Here is a 22,428-nt window from a genome sequence, read left to right as displayed (position 1 = left end):
TGTATTCCTTTGTATTCCTTGCTCTTTTGCTCAGGATAGGTCACTGACGCGCCTATGACCGATTTCATGACCCGCGCCCGCGCTGCCGAACAGGCGATGCGCTCTGTTTTTCCGGCGACGCCGTTGCAGCGCAATGCCCATCTGTCTGACCGGTATGGGGCCGATATCTGGCTGAAACGCGAGGATCTCAGCCCCGTGCGGTCGTATAAAATCCGGGGCGCATTCAACGCCATGCGCAAGCAGCAGGGGCAGGAGTTGTTTGTCTGCGCCAGCGCGGGCAATCACGCACAGGGCGTGGCCTATATGTGCAAGCATCTGGGCGTGAACGGCGTGATCTTCATGCCGGTCACCACGCCGCAGCAGAAGATTCAGAAGACCCGGATATTCGGCGGCGACAATATCGAGATTCACCTGACCGGAGACTATTTCGACGACACGTTGGCCGCCGCGCAGGCGTGGTGTGCGCAACAGGGCGGGCACTTCCTGTCACCCTTCGACGACGCGGATGTGATCGAAGGGCAGGCCTCGCTGGCGGTTGAGATCGAAGAACAACTGGGGGCCGTGCCCGACCATGTCGTGCTGCCGGTGGGCGGCGGCGGTATGTCCTCGGGCGTGGCGACCTGGTTCGGGGACCGCAGCCACTGCCTGTTCGTCGAACCGGCGGGTGGCGCTTGCCTGCGCGCGGCGCTGGCGGCGGGGCATCCGGTGGCGCTGGATCATGTGGACACATTTGTTGATGGCGCAGCCGTGGGCCGGATCGGAGAGAAGCCGTTCGAGCTGTTGAAATCACGCCACCTGTCGGACGTGCTGACCCTGGCCGAGGACCGCATCTGCGCCACGATGATCGAGATGTTGAATGTCGAGGGCATCGTTCTGGAGCCCGCAGGCGCGCTGGCGGTCGAAGCGGTGGGCGATGTGCAAAGCTTTGTGCGTGGCAAGACCGTGGTCTGCGTGACTTCGGGCGGGAATTTCGATTTCGAACGGCTGCCCGAGGTCAAGGAACGCGCGCAGCGCTATTCGGGGGTCAAGAAATACTTCATCCTGCGCCTGCCGCAGCGCCCCGGCGCGCTGAAAGAATTCCTCAACATCCTCGGCCCCGAGGATGATATCGCGCGGTTCGAATACATGAAGAAATCTGCGCGCAATTTCGGCTCGGTCCTGATCGGGATTGAAACCCGCAGGCCCGAGAATTTCATGCGCCTGTTTGCCCAACTGGACGAGGCCGGGTTCACCTATACCGACATTACCGAAGATGAGACGCTGGCGCAGTTCGTGATCTAGCGCAGGTTGGCGGCCAGCCCGTCCTGAAACACTGCCTTGGATTGATCATAGGCCGAGAAAATCTCAGCCAGATCGACGGTGGTGCCATCACCGGCCGCCGCGCGGCGCTCACCATCCTGACAGAGCTTGGAAAAGCTGTCGAACCCAAGGCTCAGCGCGCTGCCTTTCAGGAAATGCAGGTTCTGTTCCAACTCGAATCGCGCGGTATCCTTGCGCAGCTTCGCGATTACCTCCTGCACCTCGTCCAGAAAGATCTCGACCACCTCGTTGAATTCATCTGCACCGACCTCGTCGCGCAACTGTCGGACTCTGGACCACTGAATCATGCCACCCTCTTGCGGTTGGGTCCTGCATAACGCGGGGGCGGTAAAGAAGCGGTTAAATCGCAAGGTCGGGGATTTTTCACCGGATGTTAAGTTCAGCCTCCTAGCGTCATGGCATCTTGGGTTTTGAACGGATGCAGGGATTCCATGGTGCCGGACGTCAGTCAGTCAGACAGCCGGGTCGCGCTGGATTTTGGCGCGATCCGCAAGGTTCTGGTCGTGGACGACAGTCGGCTGCAGCGGCGCATTCTGGTGGCCTCGCTCAGGAAATGGGGGTTCGAGGTGCTTGAGGCCGATACCGGGGAAGTCGCGATTGACCTTTGCACCAATGACCCGCCCGATCTGGTGCTCAGCGATTGGGTCATGCCGGGCATGAGCGGGCTGGAGTTCTGCCGCGCCTTTCGCGGATTGGACAGTGAGCAATACAGCTATTTCATCCTGCTGACGTCAAAAAGCGAAAAGCAAGAGGTGGCGAAGGGGCTGGACGCCGGGGCTGATGACTTTCTGATCAAACCGCTTGAGGCGGATGAACTGCGCGCGCGGATCTCTGCGGGGGCGCGGATTCTGGATATGCAGCGGGAATTGTCCAGGAAAAACCGTATGATCGAAACCGCCCTGAACGAGCTGAAGCTGGCCCATGACGCCATCGACAAAGACTTGATGCAGGCCCGCAAGATTCAGGATTCGCTGGTGCCCGAGCTGACCGGCCAGTTCGGCAAGTCCCGGGTCAGCCTGTTGCTGAAACCCTGTGGCCATATCGGCGGTGATCTGGTGGGCATGTTCTCGCCCGGCGTCAACCGGCTGGGGTTCTACAGCATCGATGTGTCCGGCCATGGGATCACCTCGGCGATGATGACGGCGCGGTTAGGCGGCTACCTGTCCAGCACGCATTTCGACCAGAACGTCGCGATGGAGCGGCGCTTTAACAAGTTCTACGCCTTGCTGCCCCCGGAAGAGGTCGCGGCTCTTCTGAATTCCCGCCTGATTGCGGATACAGGGGTCGAGGAGTATTTCACCATGGTTTACTCGATCGTCGATCTGCGCAACGGCCATGTGAAGATGGTGCAGGCTGGTCACCCGCATCCCTTGTTGCTGCGCGCCGATGGCAAGGCCGAGTTTCTGGGCGAGGGCGGCCTGCCGATCGGCCTGCTGCCGGATGTTCCGTTTCACCAGACCGAGACTTATATGCAACCCGGCGACAAGCTGCTGCTTTATTCGGACGGTTTCACCGAATGCCGCCTGAAAGACGGCAGCCTGCTGGATGACGATGGGCTGCGCAGCATGGCCTCGGATTGCCTGACCGAGAATGTGGGGTCAGAGTTTCTGGACGATATGTTCTGGCGGCTGACCCAGGTCATGTCCCCCGAACACGGACTTGAGGATGATGTTTCGGCTGTGTTCTTCGAATATAACGGTCCCTAAAGGCCCAGCAGGTGGCGCTGGGCGAAATGGGCGTCGCCTTCATTACCCAGAAGATGCACGGCATCTGCGGTTTCCATCCACAGAGCCTCGTGAAACGGTTCGGTAGGCGGTCCGATGCGGCGGACAGGGCGGGCGCGATAGATCAGGCAGATTTTCTCGGCCCACAGATCGTATTCGGGCATATAGGTAAAGCGGCGGAACGCGCCCACGCGGCGGGGGGCGGCGATCAGCCAGCCGGTTTCCTCGAACACCTCGCGGTGCAGGGCGGTGATGGGGGATTCGCCCGGATCAATACCGCCACCGGGCAGTTGCAGGTCAGGCCCGGGTTCCAGCTGACAGGTCAACAGCAGGCGGTTTCCCTGCGGCAGCAGCGAATAGACGCCGACGCGTCGTGTGTATCTCCGCCCGGCTTCGGGGCTTTCACCGAACCGTCTGATCATGTATGGCCCCTTTCAACAAAATTTGTTCGACCTATATGGTGGCGGTATGCCAACCTGTGGCGTGTAAGGAAACCCCATGTCTATTGGAACGAAAATCGCGTGGGACGACACCGTCCTGCCCTTTCAGCTTGATGTACCCGACATGCGTGGCCGCGTGGCCCGGCTGGACGGTGTGCTGGGCGGAATTCTGAAACAGCATGACTACCCCAGGGTGGTTGAGGCGTTGGTGGCCGAAATGGCCTTGTTGACGGCATTGATCGGCCAGACGGTCTCGCTGCGCTGGAAACTGTCCCTGCAGGTGCAGTCCAAGGGTGCTGTGCGGATGATCGCAACCGATTACTACGCGCCGCAGGTCGAGGGTGAGCCCGCGCAAATCCGCGCCTATGCCAGCTTTGACCGCGAGCGGCTGACCGATGCTGCCCCTTTCGATCAGGTAGGTGAGGGGTACTTCGCCATCATGATCGACCAGGGCGAGGGGATGCAGCCCTATCAGGGCATCACCCCTCTGGCCGGAGGATCGCTGAGCGCCTGCGCCGAGGCTTATTTTGCACAGTCCGAACAGCTGCCCACCCGGTTCTCGCTGAGCTTCGGAACTTCGACCGAGCCCGGCGTGGATGAGCATTGGCGCGCGGGTGGGATCATGTTGCAGCACATGCCCAAAGCCTCGCCCTTCGCGGCGTCGGGTGAGGGCAGCGGCGAAATCCTGACTGCCGCCGATCTGGTCGATGGGGAAGAGGGCGAGAACTGGGGCCGCGTCAACATCCTGCTGGATACCGTGGATGATCTGGAACTGATCGGCCCGTCGATTGCGCCGACCGACCTGCTGGTGCGCCTGTTTCACGAGGAACAGCCCCGCGTCTATGACGCGCAGCAGGTTCAGTTCGGTTGCACCTGTTCCGAGGATCGCGTGCGCCAGAGCCTGTCGATCTATTCGGCGCAGGATATCGCGACGATGACCACCGATGAGGGCACCGTCACCGCCGATTGTCAGTTCTGCGGCGCGCATTACGTGCTGGACCCGACCACTGTCGGGTTTGAAGCCGAAGGTCCGGATGGCGCGTGATCTGGTTTCAGATCTGACGGCTGCGCTGAGTCGGGATGGCACGGGGTCCAGCGACTTTGACCTGAACCCCGAAACGGTGCTGCCAGCGGGGCGCAAGCTGCGCCCTGCCGGTGTGTTAGTGCCTGTTTCCATCACTAGCGACATGCCCCGATTGATCCTGACCAAGCGGTCATCGGCGTTGAAACATCATCCCGGCCAGATCGCCTTTCCCGGCGGCAAACAGGATGACGGGGACGTGGATGTCACTGCCACTGCATTGCGCGAGGCGCAGGAAGAGATCGGTTTGCCGACAGACCTTCCGCGCATCCTGGGTCATCTGCCGACCCATGAAACGGTCACGTCGTTCACGGTAACGCCGGTGGTTGCCGTGCTGGAGACCGGTTTTGAAACCGTGCCCGAACCGGGTGAAGTGGACGAAGTCTTTTCGATCCCGCTTGCGCATGTGCTGAACCCCGAGAATTATGTCGTCGAGTCGCGCCGTTGGCGTGGCCAAAGACGATATTACTATGCCGTGCCTTATGGCCCCTACTACATTTGGGGCGCGACGGCGCGGATGCTGCGCGGGTTGGCAGCACGGATGAACGAATGATGCGGATCACCGAAGACTGGATTTCTGACCCCGCAACGCAGGCGGTGTGTGCCGCATTGACCAAAGGCGGCGGGCAGGCGTTGTTTGTGGGGGGCTGCGTGCGCAACGCGCTGTTGGGGGCGCCGGTCTCGGATATCGACATTGCAACCGATGCGCGGCCCGAACGGGTGATGGAACTGGCGCAGCAGGCCGGGCTGAAACCGATCCCCACGGGGATCGATCATGGCACGATCACGGTCGTCAGTGGCGGCATCCCGCATGAGGTCACCACCTTTCGCCGCGATGTCGAAACCGACGGCCGCCGGGCAGTCGTCGCGTTTTCGGACAAGGTGGAAGAGGACGCCGCGCGCCGCGACTTCACCATGAACGCGCTTTATGCCCGCCCCGATGGCACGATCCTTGACCCGCTGGACGGTCTGCCAGATCTGCAGGCGCGACGGGTGCGGTTCATCGGCGACGCGCAGGATCGTATCCGCGAGGACTACCTGCGGTCGCTGCGCTATTTCCGGTTTCACGCGTGGTACGGCGATGCCGATGCCGGGTTCGACCCCGACGCGCTGGCTGCGATTGCGGCAAATCTCGACGGTTTAGAGACACTTTCTCGCGAACGCGTCGGGTCTGAGATGCTGAAACTGTTGGCGGCCCCTGACCCCGCGCCCTCGGTGGCGGCGATGCGCAGCACCGGGGTTCTGACGCAGCTGCTGCCGGGCGCAGATGACCGGGCGCTCGCGATCCTGATCCAGCTGGAACAGGACGCCGACGCTGCGCCTGAACCGATTCGCCGTCTCGCCGCGATCACGCCACCGGAGGCAGCCAAGACACTGCGTCTCAGCCGCGCGCAGCTGCAGCGCCTGACCCGAATGCGGGATGAGGCGATGGCGACAACCAGCGTGGCCGAACTCGGCTATCGTTACGGGGCGGCGGGTGGCCTGCATGAAACCCTGCTGCGTTGTGCGTTTCTGGAACAGCCTTGGTCAAACGACCTTGCCCGCGCCTTGGAACAAGGGGCCGGGGCCAGTTTTCCGATCAAGGCGGCCGATCTGATCCCAGCCTTCTCGGGCCCCGCGCTGGGCGCAAAACTGGCCGAGCTTGAGGCGCGCTGGATCGCCTCGGATTTCGCGCTTAGCCGCGAAGATTTGCTGGCGGATTAAAACGAAGTCTCAAAAGGGGATGACAAATCCCACAAGTTTTGGCAGGGTGCGCCTGACTCAAACCGAGGGAGGACTGCGAATGTATTACGGGATCTGGGACAGCTAAGGCTGAACACTTGACCCGTAGGGGTGGTGTTCAGACGCCATCTTTCTTCGCATGACCTATTATCTGCTCAATCGGAGCACCCTCTATGTTTCGCTATTTCGAAAATCTCGTCGACCCCTTTGTCGCCTATGAAGAAACCGACACGCCGCCCACGCGGCTGTGGCCCTTCATGCTGGACTATACGCGGCCGTTCTTCCGCCTTTTTGCCTGGACGGCGCTGATTTCGGTGATCGTTGCGGCGGTCGAGATCGGGTTGATCTACTATATGGGCCGCATCGTTGATTTGCTTGGTGGTTCGCCCGCCGAGCTGTGGCAGGCGCATGGGACCGAGTTGGTGCTGATCGCGCTGTTTGTCCTGTTCCTCAGGCCGCTGTTGCATGTGGTCGATGTGCTGTTGCTGAACAACGCGATCCTGCCCAATGTTGGCACGCTTTTCCGTTGGCGAGCGCATAAACACGTTCTGCGTCAATCAGTTGGCTGGTTCGAAAACGACTTTGCCGGGCGCATCGCCAACCGCATCATGCAAACCCCGCCCGCCGCCGGTGAGGTGGTGTTTCAGGTGTTCGATGCGATCTCGTTTGCGCTGGCCTATATGATCGGCGCCGCCATCCTGCTGATCGCGGCAGATGCCCGCCTGTTGTTGCCGCTGCTGGTCTGGTTTGTTTTCTATGCCGCGCTTGTCACCTGGACCGTCAAGCGCGTCGGCCCTGCGTCGCAGGCCGCATCCGACGCGCGCTCGACCGTCACGGGACGGGTGGTGGACAGCTATACCAACATCCATTCGGTCAAGATGTTCGCACATGACGCGCAGGAAATTGACTATGCCCGGGAAGCGATCGAGGAAACACGGCGCACCTTCCAGATCGAGATGCGGATATTCACCATCATGGATGCGGCTCTGGTTACCCTGAACGGGTTCCTGATCGTCGGTGTGTGCGGCTGGGCGATTGCGCTGTGGATGCAGGGCAGCGCCTCGGTCGGTGTTGTCGCGGCGGCTACGGCGCTGACCCTGCGGCTGAACTCGATGACCGGCTGGATCATGTGGGCGCTGACCAGTTTCTTTCGTGAACTGGGCATCGTTGCCGAAGGGATGCAGACCATCGCGCAGCCGGTTAGCTTGCTGGATGACCCGGATGCAAAACCCCTGAGGCTCAGGAAAGGTCAGATCGAAATTCGCGACCTGTCGCATCACTATGGCCGCGAAACCGGCGGGCTGGATCATGTCAACCTGACCATCCAGCCAGGTGAAAAGATCGGTCTAATCGGGCGTTCGGGCGCCGGTAAATCGACCCTAGTTAAGTTGCTTTTGCGGTTCTACGACGTTGAACGGGGTGCGATCCTGATCGACGGCCAGGATATTTCGAAGGTGACGCAGGACAGCCTACGCAGCCATATCGGCATGGTGCAGCAGGACAGCGCTCTGCTGCATCGCTCGGTCCGGGCCAACATCCTCTATGGTCGACCTGACGCGACCGAGGCGCAGATGATCGCCGCCGCCAAACAGGCCGAGGCGCATGAGTTCATCCTCGATCTGCAGGACCCGCAGGGACGCAAGGGTTACGACGCCCATGTAGGTGAACGCGGTGTGAAATTGTCGGGTGGTCAGCGGCAGCGGGTGACGCTGGCGCGGGTGATCCTGAAGGATGCGCCGATTTTGCTGTTGGATGAGGCGACGTCTGCCCTAGATTCCGAAGTCGAAGCTTCGATACAGGAAACGCTCTACGGTATGATGCAGGGGAAAACCGTGATCGCCATTGCACACCGGCTCAGCACCATCGCGCAGATGGACCGTATTCTGGTCATGGATGGCGGCCGCATCGTGGAAGAGGGCGGCCATTCCGACCTGTTGGCGCAAGGCGGGCTTTACGCCCAGTTCTGGGCACGGCAATCTGGGGGCTTCCTGAACCCGGAGGCCGCCGAATGAGGATTGCCGACCTCATCCAACCGTTCAAAGACACCGACACGCCCCCGCCGCAAACGCTGGGGGCGTTCATTCGCTGGGCTTTGTCCGGCGCGTGGCCGATGCTGTTTGTCGCCGCCCTGTTCTCGGCCACCGCAGGCGCGATGGAGGCCGGAACCGCGTGGATATTGGGCCGCGTCATCGATGTGGCGACGCTTGGCGGGCCGGATGCGTTTCTGACCGGCAGCAATCTGTGGATGATCCTCGGGGCGGTGGCGTTTTTCATGCTGCTGCGCCCGGTGTTCTTTGGCCTTTCAGCGTTTTCGAACAACTATGTGGTCATGCCCAATATCCCGCCGCTGGTTCTGGCCAAGCTGAACCGTTGGACGCTGGGACAGTCGGTCACCTACTTCGACGATGATTTTGCAGGACGGATCGCGCAGAAACAGGTTCAGACCGCAACCGCGCTGACCTCGGTGGTCTCGGAAACGATCAGCGCCATTGTGTTCGCGCTGGCCTCACTTGCAGGCTCTTTGCTTTTGTTAGGGTCTATTCATCCGATGGTGATGCTGCCCTTTGTCCTGTGGCTGAGCGTCTATTTCCTGCTGGTCCGCTGGTATCTGCCGCGCATCCGCAAACGCTCGGGCGCGCGGGCCGGGGCGCGGGCGATGGTGTCGGGGCAGATTGTCGATACGATCACCAACATCAAGACCGTCAAGCTCTTTGCCCATGCGCAACACGAGGACCAAGCCGCCCGAACTGCGCTGGTCGATCTGCGGAAAAAGGCACTGGATTTCGGTCTGCTCTCGGCCAGTTTCCGTTTCATCCTGATGACGCTGGCCGGAGTGCTGCCGGTGATGCTGATCGGCGCGACCCTGTGGCTGTGGCAGGCGGGCAATGCCACCACCGGCGATATCGTGGCGGCAGGGGCCGTGTCTGTGCGCATCTCGCAAATGACCGGCTGGGTCAGTTTTACGCTGATGGGTCTCTATGCCAATGTCGGCGAGATCGAGAACGGGATGCACACGCTGACCAAACGCGACCGGGTTGAGGATGCCGCCAACGCCACCCCGCTTGCGGTGACGCAGGGCGAGATCGCATTCGATCACGTCAGCTTTGCCTATGGCCGGAATGTGGGTGGCGTGTCGGACCTGCATTTCACCGCCGCCCCGGGTGAGAAGCTGGGCATTGTGGGCGCGTCGGGGGCAGGGAAATCTACTTTAGTTTCGTTGTTACTTCGGCTCTATGACGGGGAAAAAGGCGCTATTCGCATCGACGATCAGGATGTCTCGGCAGTGACGCAGGACAGCTTGCGCCGCCAGATCGGCATGGTCACGCAGGAAACCGCGATGTTCAATCGTTCCGCGCGTGAGAATATTCTCTACGGTCGCCCCGACGCGACCGAGGCCGAGATGATCGAAGCAGCCACCAAGGCCGAGGCGCATGAATTCATTCTTGGCCTTCAGGACGCACAAGGCCGCAAGGGCTATGACGCGCATCTGGGGGAACGGGGCGTGAAACTTTCCGGCGGTCAGCGGCAAAGGATCGCTCTGGCCCGCGCCATTCTGAAAGACGCACCGATTCTGGTGCTGGACGAGGCGACCTCGGCGCTGGATTCCGAGGTCGAGGCCTCGATCCAGACCGCGTTGCATCGGGTGATGCAGGGCAAGACCGTGCTCGCCATCGCCCACCGCCTGTCCACGCTTAGCGAGATGGACCGGATCATCGTTCTGGATCAGGGGCATATCGTCGAAAGCGGCACGCATGATGCGCTGCTGGAACGCGGCGGGCTATACGCAAGGTTCTGGCACCGTCAGTCTGGCGGGTTCATTCAGGCGGAAGCAGCTGAATAAGGGACCTTTGCGTTTCTCACAAATCAAGCATCGGAATGCGCGTTCGACCGTGGGGAGAGGCAGCGTATTTCGATTCAAAGTAAGCGCAAAGGACCCGAAGGGGTTTTGTTGCCTGCAAACCCCCGCTATCAGGCCACCCATGACGCAGCACCACACCATAACCCGCCTTGGCCATCAGGGTGACGGCATCGCCGATGGACCTGTCTACGCCCCGCGCACCCTGCCGGGTGAGGTGGTCAGTGGCACGCTGGTTGGTCAAATGCTGACCGATATCCGGGTCGAAACACCTTCGGACCAGAGGGTGAAAGCGCCCTGTCGGCACTACAAGGCCTGCGGTGGCTGCCAGTTGCAGCACGCATCGGATGCGTTTGTTGCGGATTGGAAGGTTGACGTGGTGCGCAACGCGCTGGCCGCGCAGGGGCTCGATGCCCCGATGCGGCCCATTCACACCTCGCCCAACCGCTCCCGCCGCCGCGCGACCATCGCTGTGCGTCGCACCAAAAAAGGCACTTTGGCCGGGTTTCACGGGCGCGCGTCGGACACGATCACCGAGATCCCCGACTGCCACCTGCTGCATCCCGACCTGATCGCTGCCATTCCGGTGGCCGAGGCACTGGCGCTGCTGGGCGGCAGCCGCAAGGGCGTTCTGGCTGTCACCCTGACGCTGTCCGACGTTGGGCTGGACGTGTCGGTCAAAGGCGGCAAGCCACTGGACGGCCCGCTGGAACTGGCGCTGGCGCAGGCGACCGAACATCATGGCCTAGCCCGGCTGAGTTGGGAGGGCGAGGTGATCGCCATGCGCGAACCCCCGATCCAGCGGCTCGGCCCCGCCGCTGTCGTGCCGCCGCCGGGTGCCTTTTTGCAAGCGACAAAAGACGGAGAACAGGCTCTAACGCAGGCTGTTTGCGAGGCAACGCAGGGCGCAAAACGGGTCGTCGACCTGTTTGCGGGCTGCGGCACCTTCTCGCTGCCTCTGGCGCAAACCGCCGAAATCCACGCGGTCGAGGGCGAGGGTGAGATGACCAAAGCCCTGGATCAGGGCTGGCGTAAGGCGCAAGGCCTGAAACAGGTCACGACCGAAGCGCGCGACTTGTTCCGCCGCCCGCTCATGCCAGATGAACTGAAAAACTTCGACGCCGTGGTCCTCGACCCGCCCCGCGCCGGGGCCGAGGCGCAGGTGGTCGAGCTGGCGCAGGCGAAACGCCCGGTTATTGCCTATGTTTCGTGCAACCCCGTGACCTTTGCCCGCGACGCAAAGACGCTGGTTAATGCAGGATACACCCTTGAATGGGTACAGGTGGTTGACCAGTTTCGATGGTCGTCACACACCGAACTTGCCGCGCGCTTTGCCCTGAACCCGAAACCCTGACACGAAGGACCATCCGCATGGGGATCACCCAACGCCTGCTGACCATCATTGAAGCCCCGGCTTTTGGGCGGTTCATAACCGGCGTCATCATCTTCAACGCGGTGCTGCTGGGGATGGAGACCGCGCCGTCGCTGATGGAGGTCGCAGGCCCGCTGATCGTGACGCTCGATTCCATCTGTCTTGCGATCTTTGTGGCCGAGATCGGGATGAAGCTGATCGCCACAGGGCGCAGGTTCTTTACCAGCGGCTGGAATATCTTCGATTTCATCATCGTCGGCATCGCGCTGGTCCCCGGAGGCGCTGGCCTTTCGGTGCTGCGGGCGCTGCGGATTTTGCGGGTACTGCGGGTGATCTCGGTCGCGCCGCGGCTGCGCCGGGTGGTCGAAGGCTTCATTTCGGCCCTACCGGGCATGGCCAGCGTGTTCCTGCTAATGGCCATCCTGTTCTATATCGGCGCGGTGATCTCAACCAAACTGTTCTCGGCCACCTTCCCCGACTGGTTCGGCGATCTGGGTCTGTCGGCTTATACGCTGTTCCAGATCATGACGCTGGAAAGCTGGTCCATGGGCATCGTCCGCCCGGTGATGGAGGTCTATCCCTACGCATGGCTGTTCTTTGTGCCCTTCATCATGGTGACGACCTTCGCCGTGGTGAACCTGCTGGTCGGCCTGATCGTGAATTCGATGCAGGACGCGCACCATGCCGAGGATGAGGTCAGAACCGATGCCTACCGCGACGAGGTGCTGGAGCGGCTGGAATCCATCGAACGCCGCCTGACCGAGCAGGCGCACATCAAAAAGTGATTTCCGTTTTGGCGGGTCTGACGTAATAATTGCAAAAAAAAAGAGCAGTAGGCAGTGAAACTCATGGATCGTCGAGCATTTGGATTGGGTGCGGTGGCCACGCTGAGCCTTTCGGCATGTGCCTCAGCCAGCCCCAGATTTCTGGCTTATGATGGCCCCGAGGTGACCTCGTTGGTCATCAACAAGGGCGCGCGCAAGCTTTATCTTCTGCATAACGAGCAGATTCTAAAGGAATACAAGGTCGATCTTGGCTTTGCCCCGGCGGGTACCAAGACCAAGAAAGGCGACGGACGCACGCCCGAGGGCACCTATCTGATCGACCGCCGCAACCCGCGCAGCCGCTATCACCTGTCGCTGGGCATTTCCTATCCCAACTCGGCGGATCGCGCACAGGCCAAGGCGGCGGGTGTCGATCCGGGCGGCGATATCTTCATCCACGGCCAGCCCAACAAGCGGTCCGAACGGAAGCGGGCCAAGAAAACGGTGGATTGGACGGCAGGCTGCATCGCGGTCAAGAACGAAGAGATGGAAGAGATTTACGCGATGGTGAACGAGGGCACGGTCATCACCCTGCGCCCCTGATCACAGCGGCTTCCAGTCACCAAATCCAAACAGCATATAGTCGCGCTGGTAGGCCTCGAGCGCCAGCGCCTCAAGCTCGGCGTCGTAAATCTGCGCCAGAGAAAACGGTGTGTCCGCCTGCGCCGCACCCGGGGTTGCGGGGTTCGGGCGGCCCAGCTTTTGCGCGAGATCAGGCAGGGTGGTGGCGATCTCATCCTCGCGCAGGATCAGGTCGGGTAGTGCGAAACCGGCCATCCCCTCAAGCGTCTGCGCCTGACCGCACCATTCACCATCCACGCGCACAACGGTCTGACCGGCCAGAATGCGCTGCAGCATCACCAGAAACGCCGCAAATGCCGCGCGATGCTGGTCAAGAGTGTAGGTTTCGGGATCAAACGTCTCGGGGATCGGCAGCTCGTACCGGCGGCGCAGTATATTGCGGATTTTGCGATAGGTCCCCGGCCCCTTGCCCAGAATACGGGCACAAAACACCGCATGCGCCCGCGCCAATGGATGACGCAGGACGGTGAATTTCCGATGCCCGCGATGGGCCTGCATCCATGCGCGGATCTGCTTTTGGTTGCGCCCGGTCAGCAGGCCGTCGGCTTCGACCCCGTCCAGATCGGCCAGCCATTGCGTAACCTCCGCCTCAGGTCCACCGCGCACCGGCAGATACAGCAGCGGTGTCTGCGGCGCGGCCACGTAGCGCGACACCGCAGGGCCGCGGTGCGGCTCGTGATTTGGGGTGTGATGCAGGTTGAACCGGTCCTGATGCGACAGCGCCTGCGACATCTCATCGGGGTTGGTGACCTTTGACAGGGCCGGGGCGGGGTTCTGGCGTCTGAGATGCTCCTCAAGGGTGTCGCGCCGCGCGTCGACCCCCAACCAGGCAACAAGGCCGTTCAGAACCTCAAGATCGTTGAGGTCCTCATAGTCGATCTGAAACGCGGCCTGCCCCGTCTTCTGCAGGTGATTCAGCACGGTTTTCTGAAACTCCTGCCGCTGCGCCAGCTGATCTGCGAACTCATCGGCATCAAACGTCACCTGGGCGTCGCGCCGCTGTTTGATATTGACCAGCTTCCACTGTTTCGTGGCTTTCGCGATCTTCCACGACAGGTAGCTGTCCAGCGGATTGCGGGTCAGCAGGATCTTGGCGCAGCGCGGATCGTCCAGAGCGGGCACCAGACCGCGCGGGTCATGGTCGCTGAAGAACCGAAACCCGTTGATCGCGCCGGGGGCGTTTCGGATCGCCTCGATCAATGCCAGCGGATCTGCATCGCGGTCCTTTAGCGTGAAGCCCAGCATCTGGTCCAGTTTCGGCAGGCCCACGAAATAGGGGTTGAACGCCTCACCATGGCACGTGATGCCGTCAAACGCGTTCAAATGCTGTTCCAGCAGGTTCGAGCCGGTGCGCATATCGGCCAGCACGATGAAAGTGTCAAAGGCGCGGGTCATTCCGGGTTATTGCACCAGATAGGGTTTCTTGAAGGATTTGGGCTGCGACCCGAATATGTCGTCGGCGGGAAAATCCCCTACAAGATAGGGATGCATCCCTTGATTCTTTAGGTTTTGCAGGAACTTGCCGAACCCGGTCAGGTCTATCATCGTGGGCGCCTCGGTCAGGTGGTTGGGTTGCGGGGCGCCAATATCCTCAAGAATGGTCTGCAACGGGTCCATCGGAGATTCCACGAAATCCGCCATGGTCCAGATCCGGATGCGCGCCTTGGCGCGGGCCGTGTCCAGCAACTCAAGCTGTTTGGTTTCCAACTGCTGCAGCCGGGCCGCCTCGCACCGGATATCGGCGAAATTCATGTTCGATCGGAACAGAGGCACCGCCCAGGCCCCGGTGACGATGGAAATCTGGGCATTCTTGTCGCGGGCGAGGAAATCGTTGATCTTCTGCGTGTCCGACGGGCAGAACTGAAAACACTGACGCTCACCCCGCGTGTTCCAGATCAGGTTCGACAGGAACGCCTCGGGGTTATAATCTCGCAGGCTCGCGCTATCGCTGAGGCTGCCGTTGATCAGGGGCGTGTCGCCGGCAAATTGCGCGTGGCCCGGGTGGAACAGGCGGCCATGCACCCGCGCGCCGGTGGTGCTGGCCAGCCAGGGCGCGAAATCTTCGAACAACTCGGCAAAACCCTGAAACACCGAATAGGGATAGGCGGTCAGGTTGAGTTCGGTCCTATGACGCGGAAAGCGGCTTTGCATATAAAGCCCGTCGCGGCCGCGCATCCGCCGCTCGACCGCTTTGGAAAACAGACGGTCGATCTTGCCCGGGTTGGGTTCGGCCGGGGTCATGGCGCCGCTTTGATCGGTCAGAAACGCCTGATACAGCCGATCCGCCTTGTGCCAGACCTTGCGGGCGACGAAACAGTCGGACCGGCGCAACAACTGCAGGTGATCGTCATAGAACATATGCGGGCGGCCCTGATAGTCGAATTTCGACAAGGTCAGCGACCGGCTTTCGATATGGGTGGAATAGAGCCGCGCCAGGGTCTGGAAATAGCTTTCATCCGGTATCCAGACGCTGCGGAAATAGCGGTCATAATCCTTGCGCCTGGGGTCCTGCAGGATCGCCGACAGGGTCTGCCGTGTCAGGCACCACCACTGGCTGCCCATATGCGGCACCAGCCCCTCGGGGATTGAACGGCGCATTCCCAGCGCCCGTTGCAGCCGGACATAAGCGTCAAACAGCCTGCGCTGCTTGCGCCATGAAAACGGAAACCGCAGGGTAAAGCGTTCAAGATCCAGTCCACCCACGGTCCAGCTGACATCGCGCGTGGTGGCGCTTTCGATGAAATCGACGCGGGGGCGGTCGGCCAGATAGTCGATCAGCTCACCCACCGGGCGCAGCGGCAGGCAGGCCCCCGAGGACAGGTAGACATGCCGGACATCCGGAAACCGCTCCAGCATCAGCGTGGCCGCGGATTGCGAGGCCGCAACGATCCCCCAGCGCCCCCAGTCACAGACATGCCGGTCGGAAAACAGGATCAGCGGGTCGTCGGCGCAGGTGGCGGCAAACTCGGCATAGGCTTTTTGGCCCACCTTGCGATCCACGTGAATGACCACCGGGCAGCCCGAGGCGGTCCAGTGCCGCGCCACCTGCGCAACCCGGTCCAGCGCCGTATGCACCAACATCACAACGCCCAGGCTGCTCATGCCCAGTTCCCTTTCGACATCAGGCCCAGAATCTCAAGCTGTCGCCAGTTGATGTATTTCTCGGACCATTTGTTCCAGAAAACCGGCCTGTCCTCGAGCTGCTCGGCATAGGCCTTGTATTCGCCCGAGGCGCGGTAATGCTGACCGCGCTGCATTTCCTCACGCGCCTTTTCGCCCAGCGTGTCGATCAGTTTCGCGTGCAGCAGCGCCCCGCTGGTCTTTTCGCCGCCCTTTTCCTCGTACACCTGATTAAGCCCGCGTGGCAGCAGCGCATGGGTCGAGCTGACATAGGCATAGCGGCGATGCCATTTCACCAGCGGTATCTTGTTCAGGGCCGGGGCCTTTTTCGGGGCGTCCTGAAAGAACACCCGCGCCCGGGCACCGCCCTGTATCCACAGGTTCCCATAGGTCGGGTTGCGGGTGATCATATAGTTCCCCGCGTCAAACCACGGGGCCAGCTCGAACGGGTTCTGCCCCTCGTGATAGGGCGCATCCTCGATCGCGCCTTCGGGGTACATATCGATCAGCATTGTGCCAAAGCTACGTACGCCGGTATCGTCCAGCCAATCGGTCAGCGCGCCGATGGGGCGGGTGTCGCAGAACGGATAGATCAGGAATTCGTCTGGATCGACGGTCAGCACCCAATGGCCATGGGCATAGCTGCGCAGCAGATAGTTCGACCAGTCCACCCCATAGGTCGATTGCTTGTAGCTGGCATTGGTCCACCACAGCGACACGTCCGGCTGATCCCGAAGGAACTCTGACGTGCCATCGTCGCTGTTGTTGTCGACGAACAGGAAATGGCTGACGCCCAGCTTGCGGTAATAGTCCAGGAAATAGGGCAGGCGGATCTTTTCGTTTCGCACCACGCTCATCAACAGCACATCCCCGGGGCGGATTTGTGCCGTTCGGTTGTTCACAGCTTTCAGATCGCGCCGTTTGCGCAGGCAGCGCAGCAGGCGGCGCTTGCGCCGCACTCTCATGCGATAGGAATCCAAAAGGCTCACGCGGCTGCCCAACCTTTTTGATATGCGCGTCTGCCCGGGGCCGCCTGTGGCCTGAGTGGTGCCGGACCATTACCGTTTTATGACATTTCCGCACCTTGCGAGGCAACGGGTTTAAATCCGGTTTACTTCCCCTCTGTGGCCGGGAAACCGCCCGCGTTCATCAAGCCCAGGTCCTGCAGTTGCTGCCAATCCCGCAGTTGCGCCGATTGTGGCGTCCACAGGTTTGGCCCGTTGATGATCCCGTCATAATAGGGGCCGAACTGATCGGGATCGTGAAAATGCTGCCGCCGGGTTTTCTCGGACCGGGATTTTTCGATGATTTCGGGCAGAAACTTGGTGTGCAGCAACACGCCCGAGGGGGGGCGTCCCCCCGGCCCGTCGTAGGTAAAGTTCAAGGTACGAGGCAGGGCGGAATGGCATGAATTCACGTAAGCAAAGCGCCGCGACCAGCGCACCAGAGGGATCTTGTTCAGCGTCGGGGATTTTCGCGGTTGATCGGCGAAAAACGCGCGTTCGCGCACCCCGCCCTGCACCCACAGATTGCCCATCGGGCTCTGGCGTTGTGCGCGATAGGGGGCGGGGTCGAACCCGGTCAGGATTTCGGTTGGATCGGTTTGCGGGTCGTAGTCCTGCGCGCCCAATGGCCCCTTGGGATAGAGGTCCAGCATCAGCGCGCCAAAGGCTGGCTGCCCGCGCGCGTCCAGCCATTTGGTCAGATCGTGCAGGGTCTGCGTTTCGTGATGCGCATAGATCAGCAACTCGTCCGCATCGGCCATCAGCGTCCAGTGGCCGTCGCCATACCGCATCTGCAACCATGTCAGCCAGTCCAGCCCGAACCGCGCCGCGCGATAGCTGGCATCGGTCTGCCACAGCGACACATCCGGCTGATCCAGCAGATACGGCACGGACCCGTCGTCGCTGCCATTATCCACCATCAGAAAGTGATCCACGCCCAGCGCCCGGTAATGCCGGAAAAACCACGGCAGGCGGGTGATCTCATTGCGCAGGGTGGTGAAGGCAAGGATCCCCCCGGGGGTGATCTGATCTGTGCGATCTGCCAATGCGTTCAACTGACGGCGGCTGCGAAAGGACCGCCACAGCAACCGCCGGCGTTTCAGGCGCAGCTTATAGCGTTGCACCCAACCCGGCGGCTGGTCCTGGCCGCTCATTCCAAGTAGCTGCCGGTCTGATGCCAGCGCCAGGCATCGGTGATCATCGTCTCTAACGTGGAGCGTTTGGGGCTCCACCCCAGTTCCTTCTCGGCCCGGACCGAGCCCGAAACCAGCCGCGTGCAATCCCCGGCACGACGCGGGCCGATCGTATAAGGCACTGCGCGGTTGGTGACGGATTTGGAATGCTCGATCACCTCCATCACTGAAAAGCCCGACCCGGTGCCCAGATTGAATACGCGGCTCTCTTTGCCCTGCTCCAGCCAACGCAGCCCAAGAACATGCGCGTCGACCAGATCGCAGACATGCACATAGTCGCGGATGCAGGTGCCATCCGGCGTGTCGTAATCGGTGCCGAACACCGTCAGCCCGTCACGTTTGCCATCAATGGCGTCCAGCATCAGCGGCACCAGATGGGTCTCGGGCTGGTGGAACTCACCCACCTCACCCTCAGGGTCGGCCCCGGCCACGTTGAAATACCGGAAAATCACATGGTTCAGCCCATGGGCAGACTGGAAGTCGCGCAGGATCTCCTCGATGGCTCGTTTCGAGGCTCCGTAGGCGTTCAGCGGATGTTGCGGCGTGGTCTCATCCAGCACCACATTGTCGTGCTCGCCATAGGTGGCGCAGGTGGAAGAAAAGACAAAGTTCAGACACCCCGCATCCACCGCCGCCTGTATCAGCGTCAGCGACCCGGTCGCATTATTCGACCAGTATTTGCCGGGCTCCGACATCGCCTCACCCACCTGAGACAAGGCGGCGAAATGCATCACAGCGGCGGGCTGGTATTTGGCAAACACCTCATCCAGCCGCGCGCGATCCAGCAGGTCGCCCTGTTCAAAGGGGCCGAATTTCACCGCATCGCGCCAGCCCGTGACCAGATTGTCATAGGTCACTGGCACATAGCCCGCCCGCGCAAGCGCCTTGCAGGCGTGCGAGCCGATATAGCCCGCGCCGCCGGTGACCAGAATATGGGTCATTCCAGTCCCATCGCGGCCATCATCTCTTCGATCTTGGCGACGTCCTGCGGATTGTTCAGTTCCCAGAACTGGCGGCCCTTGGCTTCGACCTCAACGCATAGAACCTTGCGGCCGTTTTCCATGAATCGCAGTTGCTCCAATCCTTCCAGCGTCTCAAGCGGGCCGCTGTCCCAGCCGGGATAGGCGGCCAGCGCGTCAGGGCGATAGGCATAGACGCCGACATGGTGGAACACCGGCGTCGGGTCGGTGCTGGCATAGGTCTCGGCGGTGTAGGGGATCACCTCTTTCGAGAAGTAGAGCGCGCTGTGATCGTTTCCGAACACCGCCGTTGTGCCGCCGACACGCCCATGGTTGCGGTCATTCAGCAACCCGTTCAGCGCATCGCCATCGCAGCGCAGAACCGGCGTGGCGACACCGGCCTCGGGTGCGGCGCGCAATCCGTTGATCAGGTCTTCGACGAACCAATGCGGGGTCAGCGGTGCATCGCCCTGAAGGTTGACCACGATGTCATAGCTACCACCGAGCACCTCATGCGCCTCGGCGCAGCGTTCGGTGCCATTGCGGCAGGTGTCCGCGGTCATGACCACTTCGGCCCCGAACCCTTCCGAGACCTCACGAATGCGATCATCATCGGTGGCCACAACTACCCGGTCCACGCCCGAGACGGAAATCGCCGCGCGCCACGACCGTTCGATCAACGTCATGCTGGTGCCATTGGCCCCGGTCAGCGGCACCAGAGGTTTGCCGGGATACCGGGTCGAGGCGTAACGGGCGGGGATGGCGATCAGAACAGACATCAGGCTTCCTTCAATTCTACGCCCGGAGCATAGGCGATGAAAAACGGATTGGCATAGCCGTCTTTGCCATAGGTCAGCGGCGTATGGTCATCAAAGCGCACCACATCGCCGCCCGCTCCGGCCAGTACGGCATGGCCCGCGGCGGTGTCCCACTCCATCGTGCGGCCCACGCGGGGGTAGAGGTCGGCCTCACCCGTCGCAATCAGGCAGAACTTCAGCGACGACCCGGCGCTTTTGCTGTCGCGCACCTGATACTTGTTGATGTAATCCTCGGTTGCTTGGTCGCGATGAGATTTTGAGGCGACGATTAATAGCGCCGAGTTGTCCGGATTAGAGACTGATATGGGAGTGATGGCGCCCGGCTGATCCTTGTCCAGCGCGCCGGTTTCCTCAACCGCCTGCCCGTCGGCCTGCGTATAGAACATCCGTCCCCGCGCAGGCGCATACACCACGCCACGGGTCGGTACGCCGTTTTCGACCAGCGCGATGTTCACCGTGAAGTCGCCACGGCGGTTGATGAATTCTTTGGTGCCGTCCAATGGATCAACGATCAGAAACGTATCGCCTTTTTCCGAATGCGAGGCCGCCTGTTCTTCGGTCACCAGCAAGATATCCGGGAACGCCTCGCGCAACCCGGCTGAGATTAGCGCGTCTGCGGCCTCATCCGCCTCGGTCACGGGGCTGGAATCGGATTTGACTTTGACGTCGAAATCATCCGCCTCATAGATCTGCATGATCTTGTCCCCGGCCTGCAAGGCCAGCCGCCGGATGACGGGTATCAGGGCGTCGTAGGTCACAAAAAAGCTCCGTTCCTGTGTTTGTTGATCCGAGTTGCTGTCGGACTTATGATGCGGCGGATACGGAACAGCAAGAATTTCGTGCCACAGTCGCAGGCAAGGCAGCAGAAAAGAGCGATCGAGTGTTCAAGTACCAACGAAATCAGTCAATGCTGGGCGGGGCCTTTACCACGGCCGAGCTGATTTTTCATGCGGTGGTGCGCAATATCCGCAGTCAGCATTCCAATGCAGTTCTGGCGATTATTGTGAACATTTTGCAGGTGGTTGTGGTTGCAACTGCCTTCTATTTCATCCTGTCCTTCATGGGCACTCGCGTGGCCAAAATTCGGGGTGAGTTCATTTTGTATCTGCTCTCGGGCGTGTTTCTGTTCATCACACATATCAAGTCGGTGGGGGCGGTGTCCGGCGTGGGCTCGGGTAACAATCCAATGACGCTGCATTCACCAATGACGATGATGGTAATGCTGGCCGCGGCGGCCTTTGGGGCGCTTTATACGCAGCTTTTGTCGATTATGGTGATCCTGTTTGTCTATAGCGTGACGGTTGCGCCGCTCGAGATTCAGGAACCCGGGGGTGCCTTCGCCATGCTGGTACTCGCCTGGTTCACCGGTTGTGCGGTGGGATTGGTGTTTCTGGCCCTGACACCATGGTTTCCCAATACGGTTTCGATCCTCAACAATGTCTATCGTCGCATGAACATGGTGTTTTCGGGCAAGATGTTCGTGGCCAATGCGCTGGGTGGCTTCATGCTGTCCATGTTCGCGTGGAATCCGTTGTTTCACATCATCGACCAGTGCCGTGGCTTTGTGTTCCGCAACTATTTCCCGCGCAATACCAGTTGGGAATATGCGCTTTGGGTCGGCATCGTCCTGACCATGATCGGGTTGCTGGCTGAGTTCTACACCCGCAAGCAGGTCTCAAAAAGCTGGGATGCGCGCCGCTAGGTGGCGACCCGCAGAGTCAGATTGATCCGTCCGCCTTTCGGCAACAGCTTGGAGGAGCCAAAGCGGATGCGATCCACACCGTGATAGGCCAGCCGTGCCGGTCCGCCCATGATCACCACGTCGCCGGAACTCAGCCAGATCGACTCGGTCTTGCCGCCGCGAGCGGTGTTGCCGATGCGGAACAGCGCATCATCGCCCAATGAGATCGACAGGACCGGCCATGAGAAATCGGCCTCGTCCTTGTCCTGATGCATGCCCATTTTCGTGCCTTCGCCGTAATAGTTGATCAGGCAGCAATCGGGCTGCCGATCCGCGCCCGTCAGGTCCTGCCAGATCGACAGGATTTCGCCGGGGATCGCGGGCCATGTCATGCCCTTTGGGTGGGTGTCCTGATACCGATACCCCGCCCGATCCGTGACCCATCCCAGCGCCCCTGCCGAAGTCATGCGCACCGACATTTCCTTGCCCGAGGGCGTGACCGGACGGTACAGCGGCGCAGCTTTCAGAATCGGCCGCAGTAGGTCTATCAAACCCGCCTGTGCCGCCGCGTTCAGATAACCTTTGCGGATGTCAAATCCCCGCAAAACCAGTCGCGCCATTCAAGAATCCCCAAACCTTGCCAAAACCTTGCCAAAAAAGGCCGCAGAATCCCTAAAACCAGCGTTTCTGAACGCTTGCAGGCCTCTGATCTCGTCCTTATATACGCCTCGA

21 protein-coding genes are annotated in these 22,428 nt (G+C 61.0%); 11 read left to right on the top strand and 10 right to left on the bottom strand.

Annotation, left to right across the window (positions count from 1 at the left end):
* Positions 1–54 precede the first annotated feature (54 nt).
* Entirely contained in the window at positions 55–1,281 is a 1,227-nt protein-coding gene (gene ilvA / locus ACR0J1_RS15005; RefSeq protein WP_480733776.1) for a threonine ammonia-lyase IlvA, read from the top strand.
* Here the strand turns inward: ilvA and ACR0J1_RS15000 are convergent.
* Positions 1,278–1,607 (bottom strand): Hpt domain-containing protein, encoded by a 330-nt coding sequence (locus ACR0J1_RS15000; protein WP_480733775.1) that lies wholly within the window; start codon positions 1,605–1,607, stop codon positions 1,278–1,280. The two genes, ilvA and ACR0J1_RS15000, sit on opposite strands and share 4 nt — an antisense overlap.
* A gap of 144 nt (positions 1,608–1,751) precedes the next feature.
* Between ACR0J1_RS15000 and ACR0J1_RS14995 the strand changes: the two genes are divergently transcribed.
* Complete coding sequence (locus tag ACR0J1_RS14995; RefSeq protein ID WP_480733774.1) at positions 1,752–3,026, top strand: PP2C family protein-serine/threonine phosphatase; 1,275 nt, start codon at positions 1,752–1,754, stop codon at positions 3,024–3,026.
* Here the strand turns inward: ACR0J1_RS14995 and ACR0J1_RS14990 are convergent.
* Entirely contained in the window at positions 3,023–3,466 is a 444-nt protein-coding gene (locus tag ACR0J1_RS14990; RefSeq protein ID WP_480733773.1) for an NUDIX hydrolase, read from the bottom strand. The two genes, ACR0J1_RS14995 and ACR0J1_RS14990, sit on opposite strands and share 4 nt — an antisense overlap.
* A 76-nt stretch (positions 3,467–3,542) precedes the next feature.
* Here ACR0J1_RS14990 and hslO point away from each other — a divergent pair, with 76 nt between their 5' ends.
* From hslO to ACR0J1_RS14950, 8 genes are all read left to right on the top strand, one after another.
* The gene (gene hslO / locus ACR0J1_RS14985) at positions 3,543–4,529 is read left to right on the top strand and encodes an Hsp33 family molecular chaperone HslO (protein ID WP_480733772.1); all 987 of its coding nucleotides are present in this window, start codon (positions 3,543–3,545) and stop codon (positions 4,527–4,529) included.
* Positions 4,519–5,118 (top strand): CoA pyrophosphatase, encoded by a 600-nt coding sequence (locus ACR0J1_RS14980; RefSeq protein ID WP_480733771.1) that lies wholly within the window; start codon positions 4,519–4,521, stop codon positions 5,116–5,118. The genes hslO and ACR0J1_RS14980 overlap by 11 nt, the downstream gene beginning before the upstream one ends.
* A complete protein-coding gene (locus ACR0J1_RS14975; protein ID WP_480733770.1) occupies positions 5,115–6,269 on the top strand; it encodes a CCA tRNA nucleotidyltransferase in 1,155 nt (384 codons plus the stop codon). The genes ACR0J1_RS14980 and ACR0J1_RS14975 overlap by 4 nt, the downstream gene beginning before the upstream one ends.
* Positions 6,270–6,460: 191 nt before the next feature.
* Complete coding sequence (locus tag ACR0J1_RS14970; RefSeq protein ID WP_480733769.1) at positions 6,461–8,299, top strand: ABC transporter ATP-binding protein; 1,839 nt, start codon at positions 6,461–6,463, stop codon at positions 8,297–8,299.
* Positions 8,296–10,128: an ABC transporter ATP-binding protein gene (locus ACR0J1_RS14965; protein ID WP_480733768.1), complete on the top strand. Its 1,833-nt coding sequence runs from the start codon at positions 8,296–8,298 to the stop codon at positions 10,126–10,128. Before ACR0J1_RS14970 ends, ACR0J1_RS14965 begins: the two co-directional genes overlap by 4 nt.
* Before the next feature lie 139 nt (positions 10,129–10,267).
* Positions 10,268–11,497 (top strand): class I SAM-dependent RNA methyltransferase, encoded by a 1,230-nt coding sequence (locus ACR0J1_RS14960; RefSeq protein ID WP_480733767.1) that lies wholly within the window; start codon positions 10,268–10,270, stop codon positions 11,495–11,497.
* 17 nt (positions 11,498–11,514) lie between these two features.
* On the top strand, positions 11,515–12,300 hold the full coding sequence (locus ACR0J1_RS14955; RefSeq protein ID WP_480733766.1) for an ion transporter: 786 nt from the start codon (positions 11,515–11,517) through the stop codon (positions 12,298–12,300).
* Between the two features lie 63 nt (positions 12,301–12,363).
* Positions 12,364–12,882 (top strand): L,D-transpeptidase family protein, encoded by a 519-nt coding sequence (locus ACR0J1_RS14950; RefSeq protein ID WP_480533706.1) that lies wholly within the window; start codon positions 12,364–12,366, stop codon positions 12,880–12,882.
* Here the strand turns inward: ACR0J1_RS14950 and ACR0J1_RS14945 are convergent, their stop codons facing one another.
* The 7 genes from ACR0J1_RS14945 to cysQ form a co-directional block, all read right to left on the bottom strand.
* Positions 12,883–14,316, bottom strand: a complete 1,434-nt coding sequence (locus ACR0J1_RS14945; RefSeq protein WP_480733765.1) for a nodulation protein NodH — start codon at positions 14,314–14,316, stop codon at positions 12,883–12,885.
* A gap of 6 nt (positions 14,317–14,322) precedes the next feature.
* Positions 14,323–16,023 (bottom strand): DUF5927 domain-containing protein, encoded by a 1,701-nt coding sequence (locus ACR0J1_RS14940; protein WP_480733764.1) that lies wholly within the window; start codon positions 16,021–16,023, stop codon positions 14,323–14,325.
* Positions 16,020–17,006 carry a glycosyltransferase family 2 protein gene (locus ACR0J1_RS14935; RefSeq protein WP_480733763.1) on the bottom strand — a complete coding sequence of 329 codons (987 nt, stop codon included), beginning with the start codon at positions 17,004–17,006 and terminating at the stop codon, positions 16,020–16,022. The genes ACR0J1_RS14940 and ACR0J1_RS14935 overlap by 4 nt, the downstream gene beginning before the upstream one ends.
* A 146-nt stretch (positions 17,007–17,152) precedes the next feature.
* Entirely contained in the window at positions 17,153–18,199 is a 1,047-nt protein-coding gene (locus tag ACR0J1_RS14930) for a glycosyltransferase family 2 protein (RefSeq protein ID WP_480733762.1), read from the bottom strand.
* Positions 18,196–19,179, bottom strand: a complete 984-nt coding sequence (gene galE, locus ACR0J1_RS14925; RefSeq protein ID WP_480733761.1) for a UDP-glucose 4-epimerase GalE — start codon at positions 19,177–19,179, stop codon at positions 18,196–18,198. Before galE ends, ACR0J1_RS14930 begins: the two co-directional genes overlap by 4 nt.
* Complete coding sequence (locus tag ACR0J1_RS14920; RefSeq protein ID WP_480733760.1) at positions 19,176–19,976, bottom strand: 3-deoxy-manno-octulosonate cytidylyltransferase; 801 nt, start codon at positions 19,974–19,976, stop codon at positions 19,176–19,178. Before ACR0J1_RS14920 ends, galE begins: the two co-directional genes overlap by 4 nt.
* Entirely contained in the window at positions 19,976–20,773 is a 798-nt protein-coding gene (gene cysQ / locus ACR0J1_RS14915) for a 3'(2'),5'-bisphosphate nucleotidase CysQ (protein WP_480733759.1), read from the bottom strand. The genes ACR0J1_RS14920 and cysQ overlap by 1 nt, the downstream gene beginning before the upstream one ends.
* A 122-nt stretch (positions 20,774–20,895) precedes the next feature.
* Here cysQ and ACR0J1_RS14910 point away from each other — a divergent pair, with 122 nt between their 5' ends.
* Entirely contained in the window at positions 20,896–21,717 is an 822-nt protein-coding gene (locus tag ACR0J1_RS14910; protein WP_480733758.1) for an ABC transporter permease, read from the top strand.
* Here ACR0J1_RS14910 and ACR0J1_RS14905 read toward each other — a convergent pair.
* Positions 21,714–22,316, bottom strand: a complete 603-nt coding sequence (locus tag ACR0J1_RS14905) for an alpha-ketoglutarate-dependent dioxygenase AlkB family protein (protein WP_480733757.1) — start codon at positions 22,314–22,316, stop codon at positions 21,714–21,716. The genes ACR0J1_RS14910 and ACR0J1_RS14905 overlap by 4 nt on opposite strands.
* Between the last annotated feature and the right edge of the window lie 112 nt (positions 22,317–22,428).

The sequence above is a fragment of the Ruegeria sp. CJ3 genome, assembly GCF_056536725.1.
This window is presented reverse-complemented; position numbering and strand designations above follow the sequence as displayed.

Coding starts and splice junctions, on each gene's coding strand:
- ilvA (WP_480733776.1), top strand. CDS start 55: ATGACCGATTTCATGACCCGCGCCCGCGCTGCCGAACAGGCGATGCGC.
- ACR0J1_RS15000 (WP_480733775.1), bottom strand. CDS start 1,607: ATGATTCAGTGGTCCAGAGTCCGACAGTTGCGCGACGAGGTCGGTGCA.
- ACR0J1_RS14995 (WP_480733774.1), top strand. CDS start 1,752: ATGGTGCCGGACGTCAGTCAGTCAGACAGCCGGGTCGCGCTGGATTTT.
- ACR0J1_RS14990 (WP_480733773.1), bottom strand. CDS start 3,466: ATGATCAGACGGTTCGGTGAAAGCCCCGAAGCCGGGCGGAGATACACA.
- hslO (WP_480733772.1), top strand. CDS start 3,543: ATGTCTATTGGAACGAAAATCGCGTGGGACGACACCGTCCTGCCCTTT.
- ACR0J1_RS14980 (WP_480733771.1), top strand. CDS start 4,519: ATGGCGCGTGATCTGGTTTCAGATCTGACGGCTGCGCTGAGTCGGGAT.
- ACR0J1_RS14975 (WP_480733770.1), top strand. CDS start 5,115: ATGATGCGGATCACCGAAGACTGGATTTCTGACCCCGCAACGCAGGCG.
- ACR0J1_RS14970 (WP_480733769.1), top strand. CDS start 6,461: ATGTTTCGCTATTTCGAAAATCTCGTCGACCCCTTTGTCGCCTATGAA.
- ACR0J1_RS14965 (WP_480733768.1), top strand. CDS start 8,296: ATGAGGATTGCCGACCTCATCCAACCGTTCAAAGACACCGACACGCCC.
- ACR0J1_RS14960 (WP_480733767.1), top strand. CDS start 10,268: ATGACGCAGCACCACACCATAACCCGCCTTGGCCATCAGGGTGACGGC.
- ACR0J1_RS14955 (WP_480733766.1), top strand. CDS start 11,515: ATGGGGATCACCCAACGCCTGCTGACCATCATTGAAGCCCCGGCTTTT.
- ACR0J1_RS14950 (WP_480533706.1), top strand. CDS start 12,364: ATGGATCGTCGAGCATTTGGATTGGGTGCGGTGGCCACGCTGAGCCTT.
- ACR0J1_RS14945 (WP_480733765.1), bottom strand. CDS start 14,316: ATGACCCGCGCCTTTGACACTTTCATCGTGCTGGCCGATATGCGCACC.
- ACR0J1_RS14940 (WP_480733764.1), bottom strand. CDS start 16,023: ATGAGCAGCCTGGGCGTTGTGATGTTGGTGCATACGGCGCTGGACCGG.
- ACR0J1_RS14935 (WP_480733763.1), bottom strand. CDS start 17,006: ATGAGAGTGCGGCGCAAGCGCCGCCTGCTGCGCTGCCTGCGCAAACGG.
- ACR0J1_RS14930 (WP_480733762.1), bottom strand. CDS start 18,199: ATGAGCGGCCAGGACCAGCCGCCGGGTTGGGTGCAACGCTATAAGCTG.
- galE (WP_480733761.1), bottom strand. CDS start 19,179: ATGACCCATATTCTGGTCACCGGCGGCGCGGGCTATATCGGCTCGCAC.
- ACR0J1_RS14920 (WP_480733760.1), bottom strand. CDS start 19,976: ATGTCTGTTCTGATCGCCATCCCCGCCCGTTACGCCTCGACCCGGTAT.
- ACR0J1_RS14905 (WP_480733757.1), bottom strand. CDS start 22,316: ATGGCGCGACTGGTTTTGCGGGGATTTGACATCCGCAAAGGTTATCTG.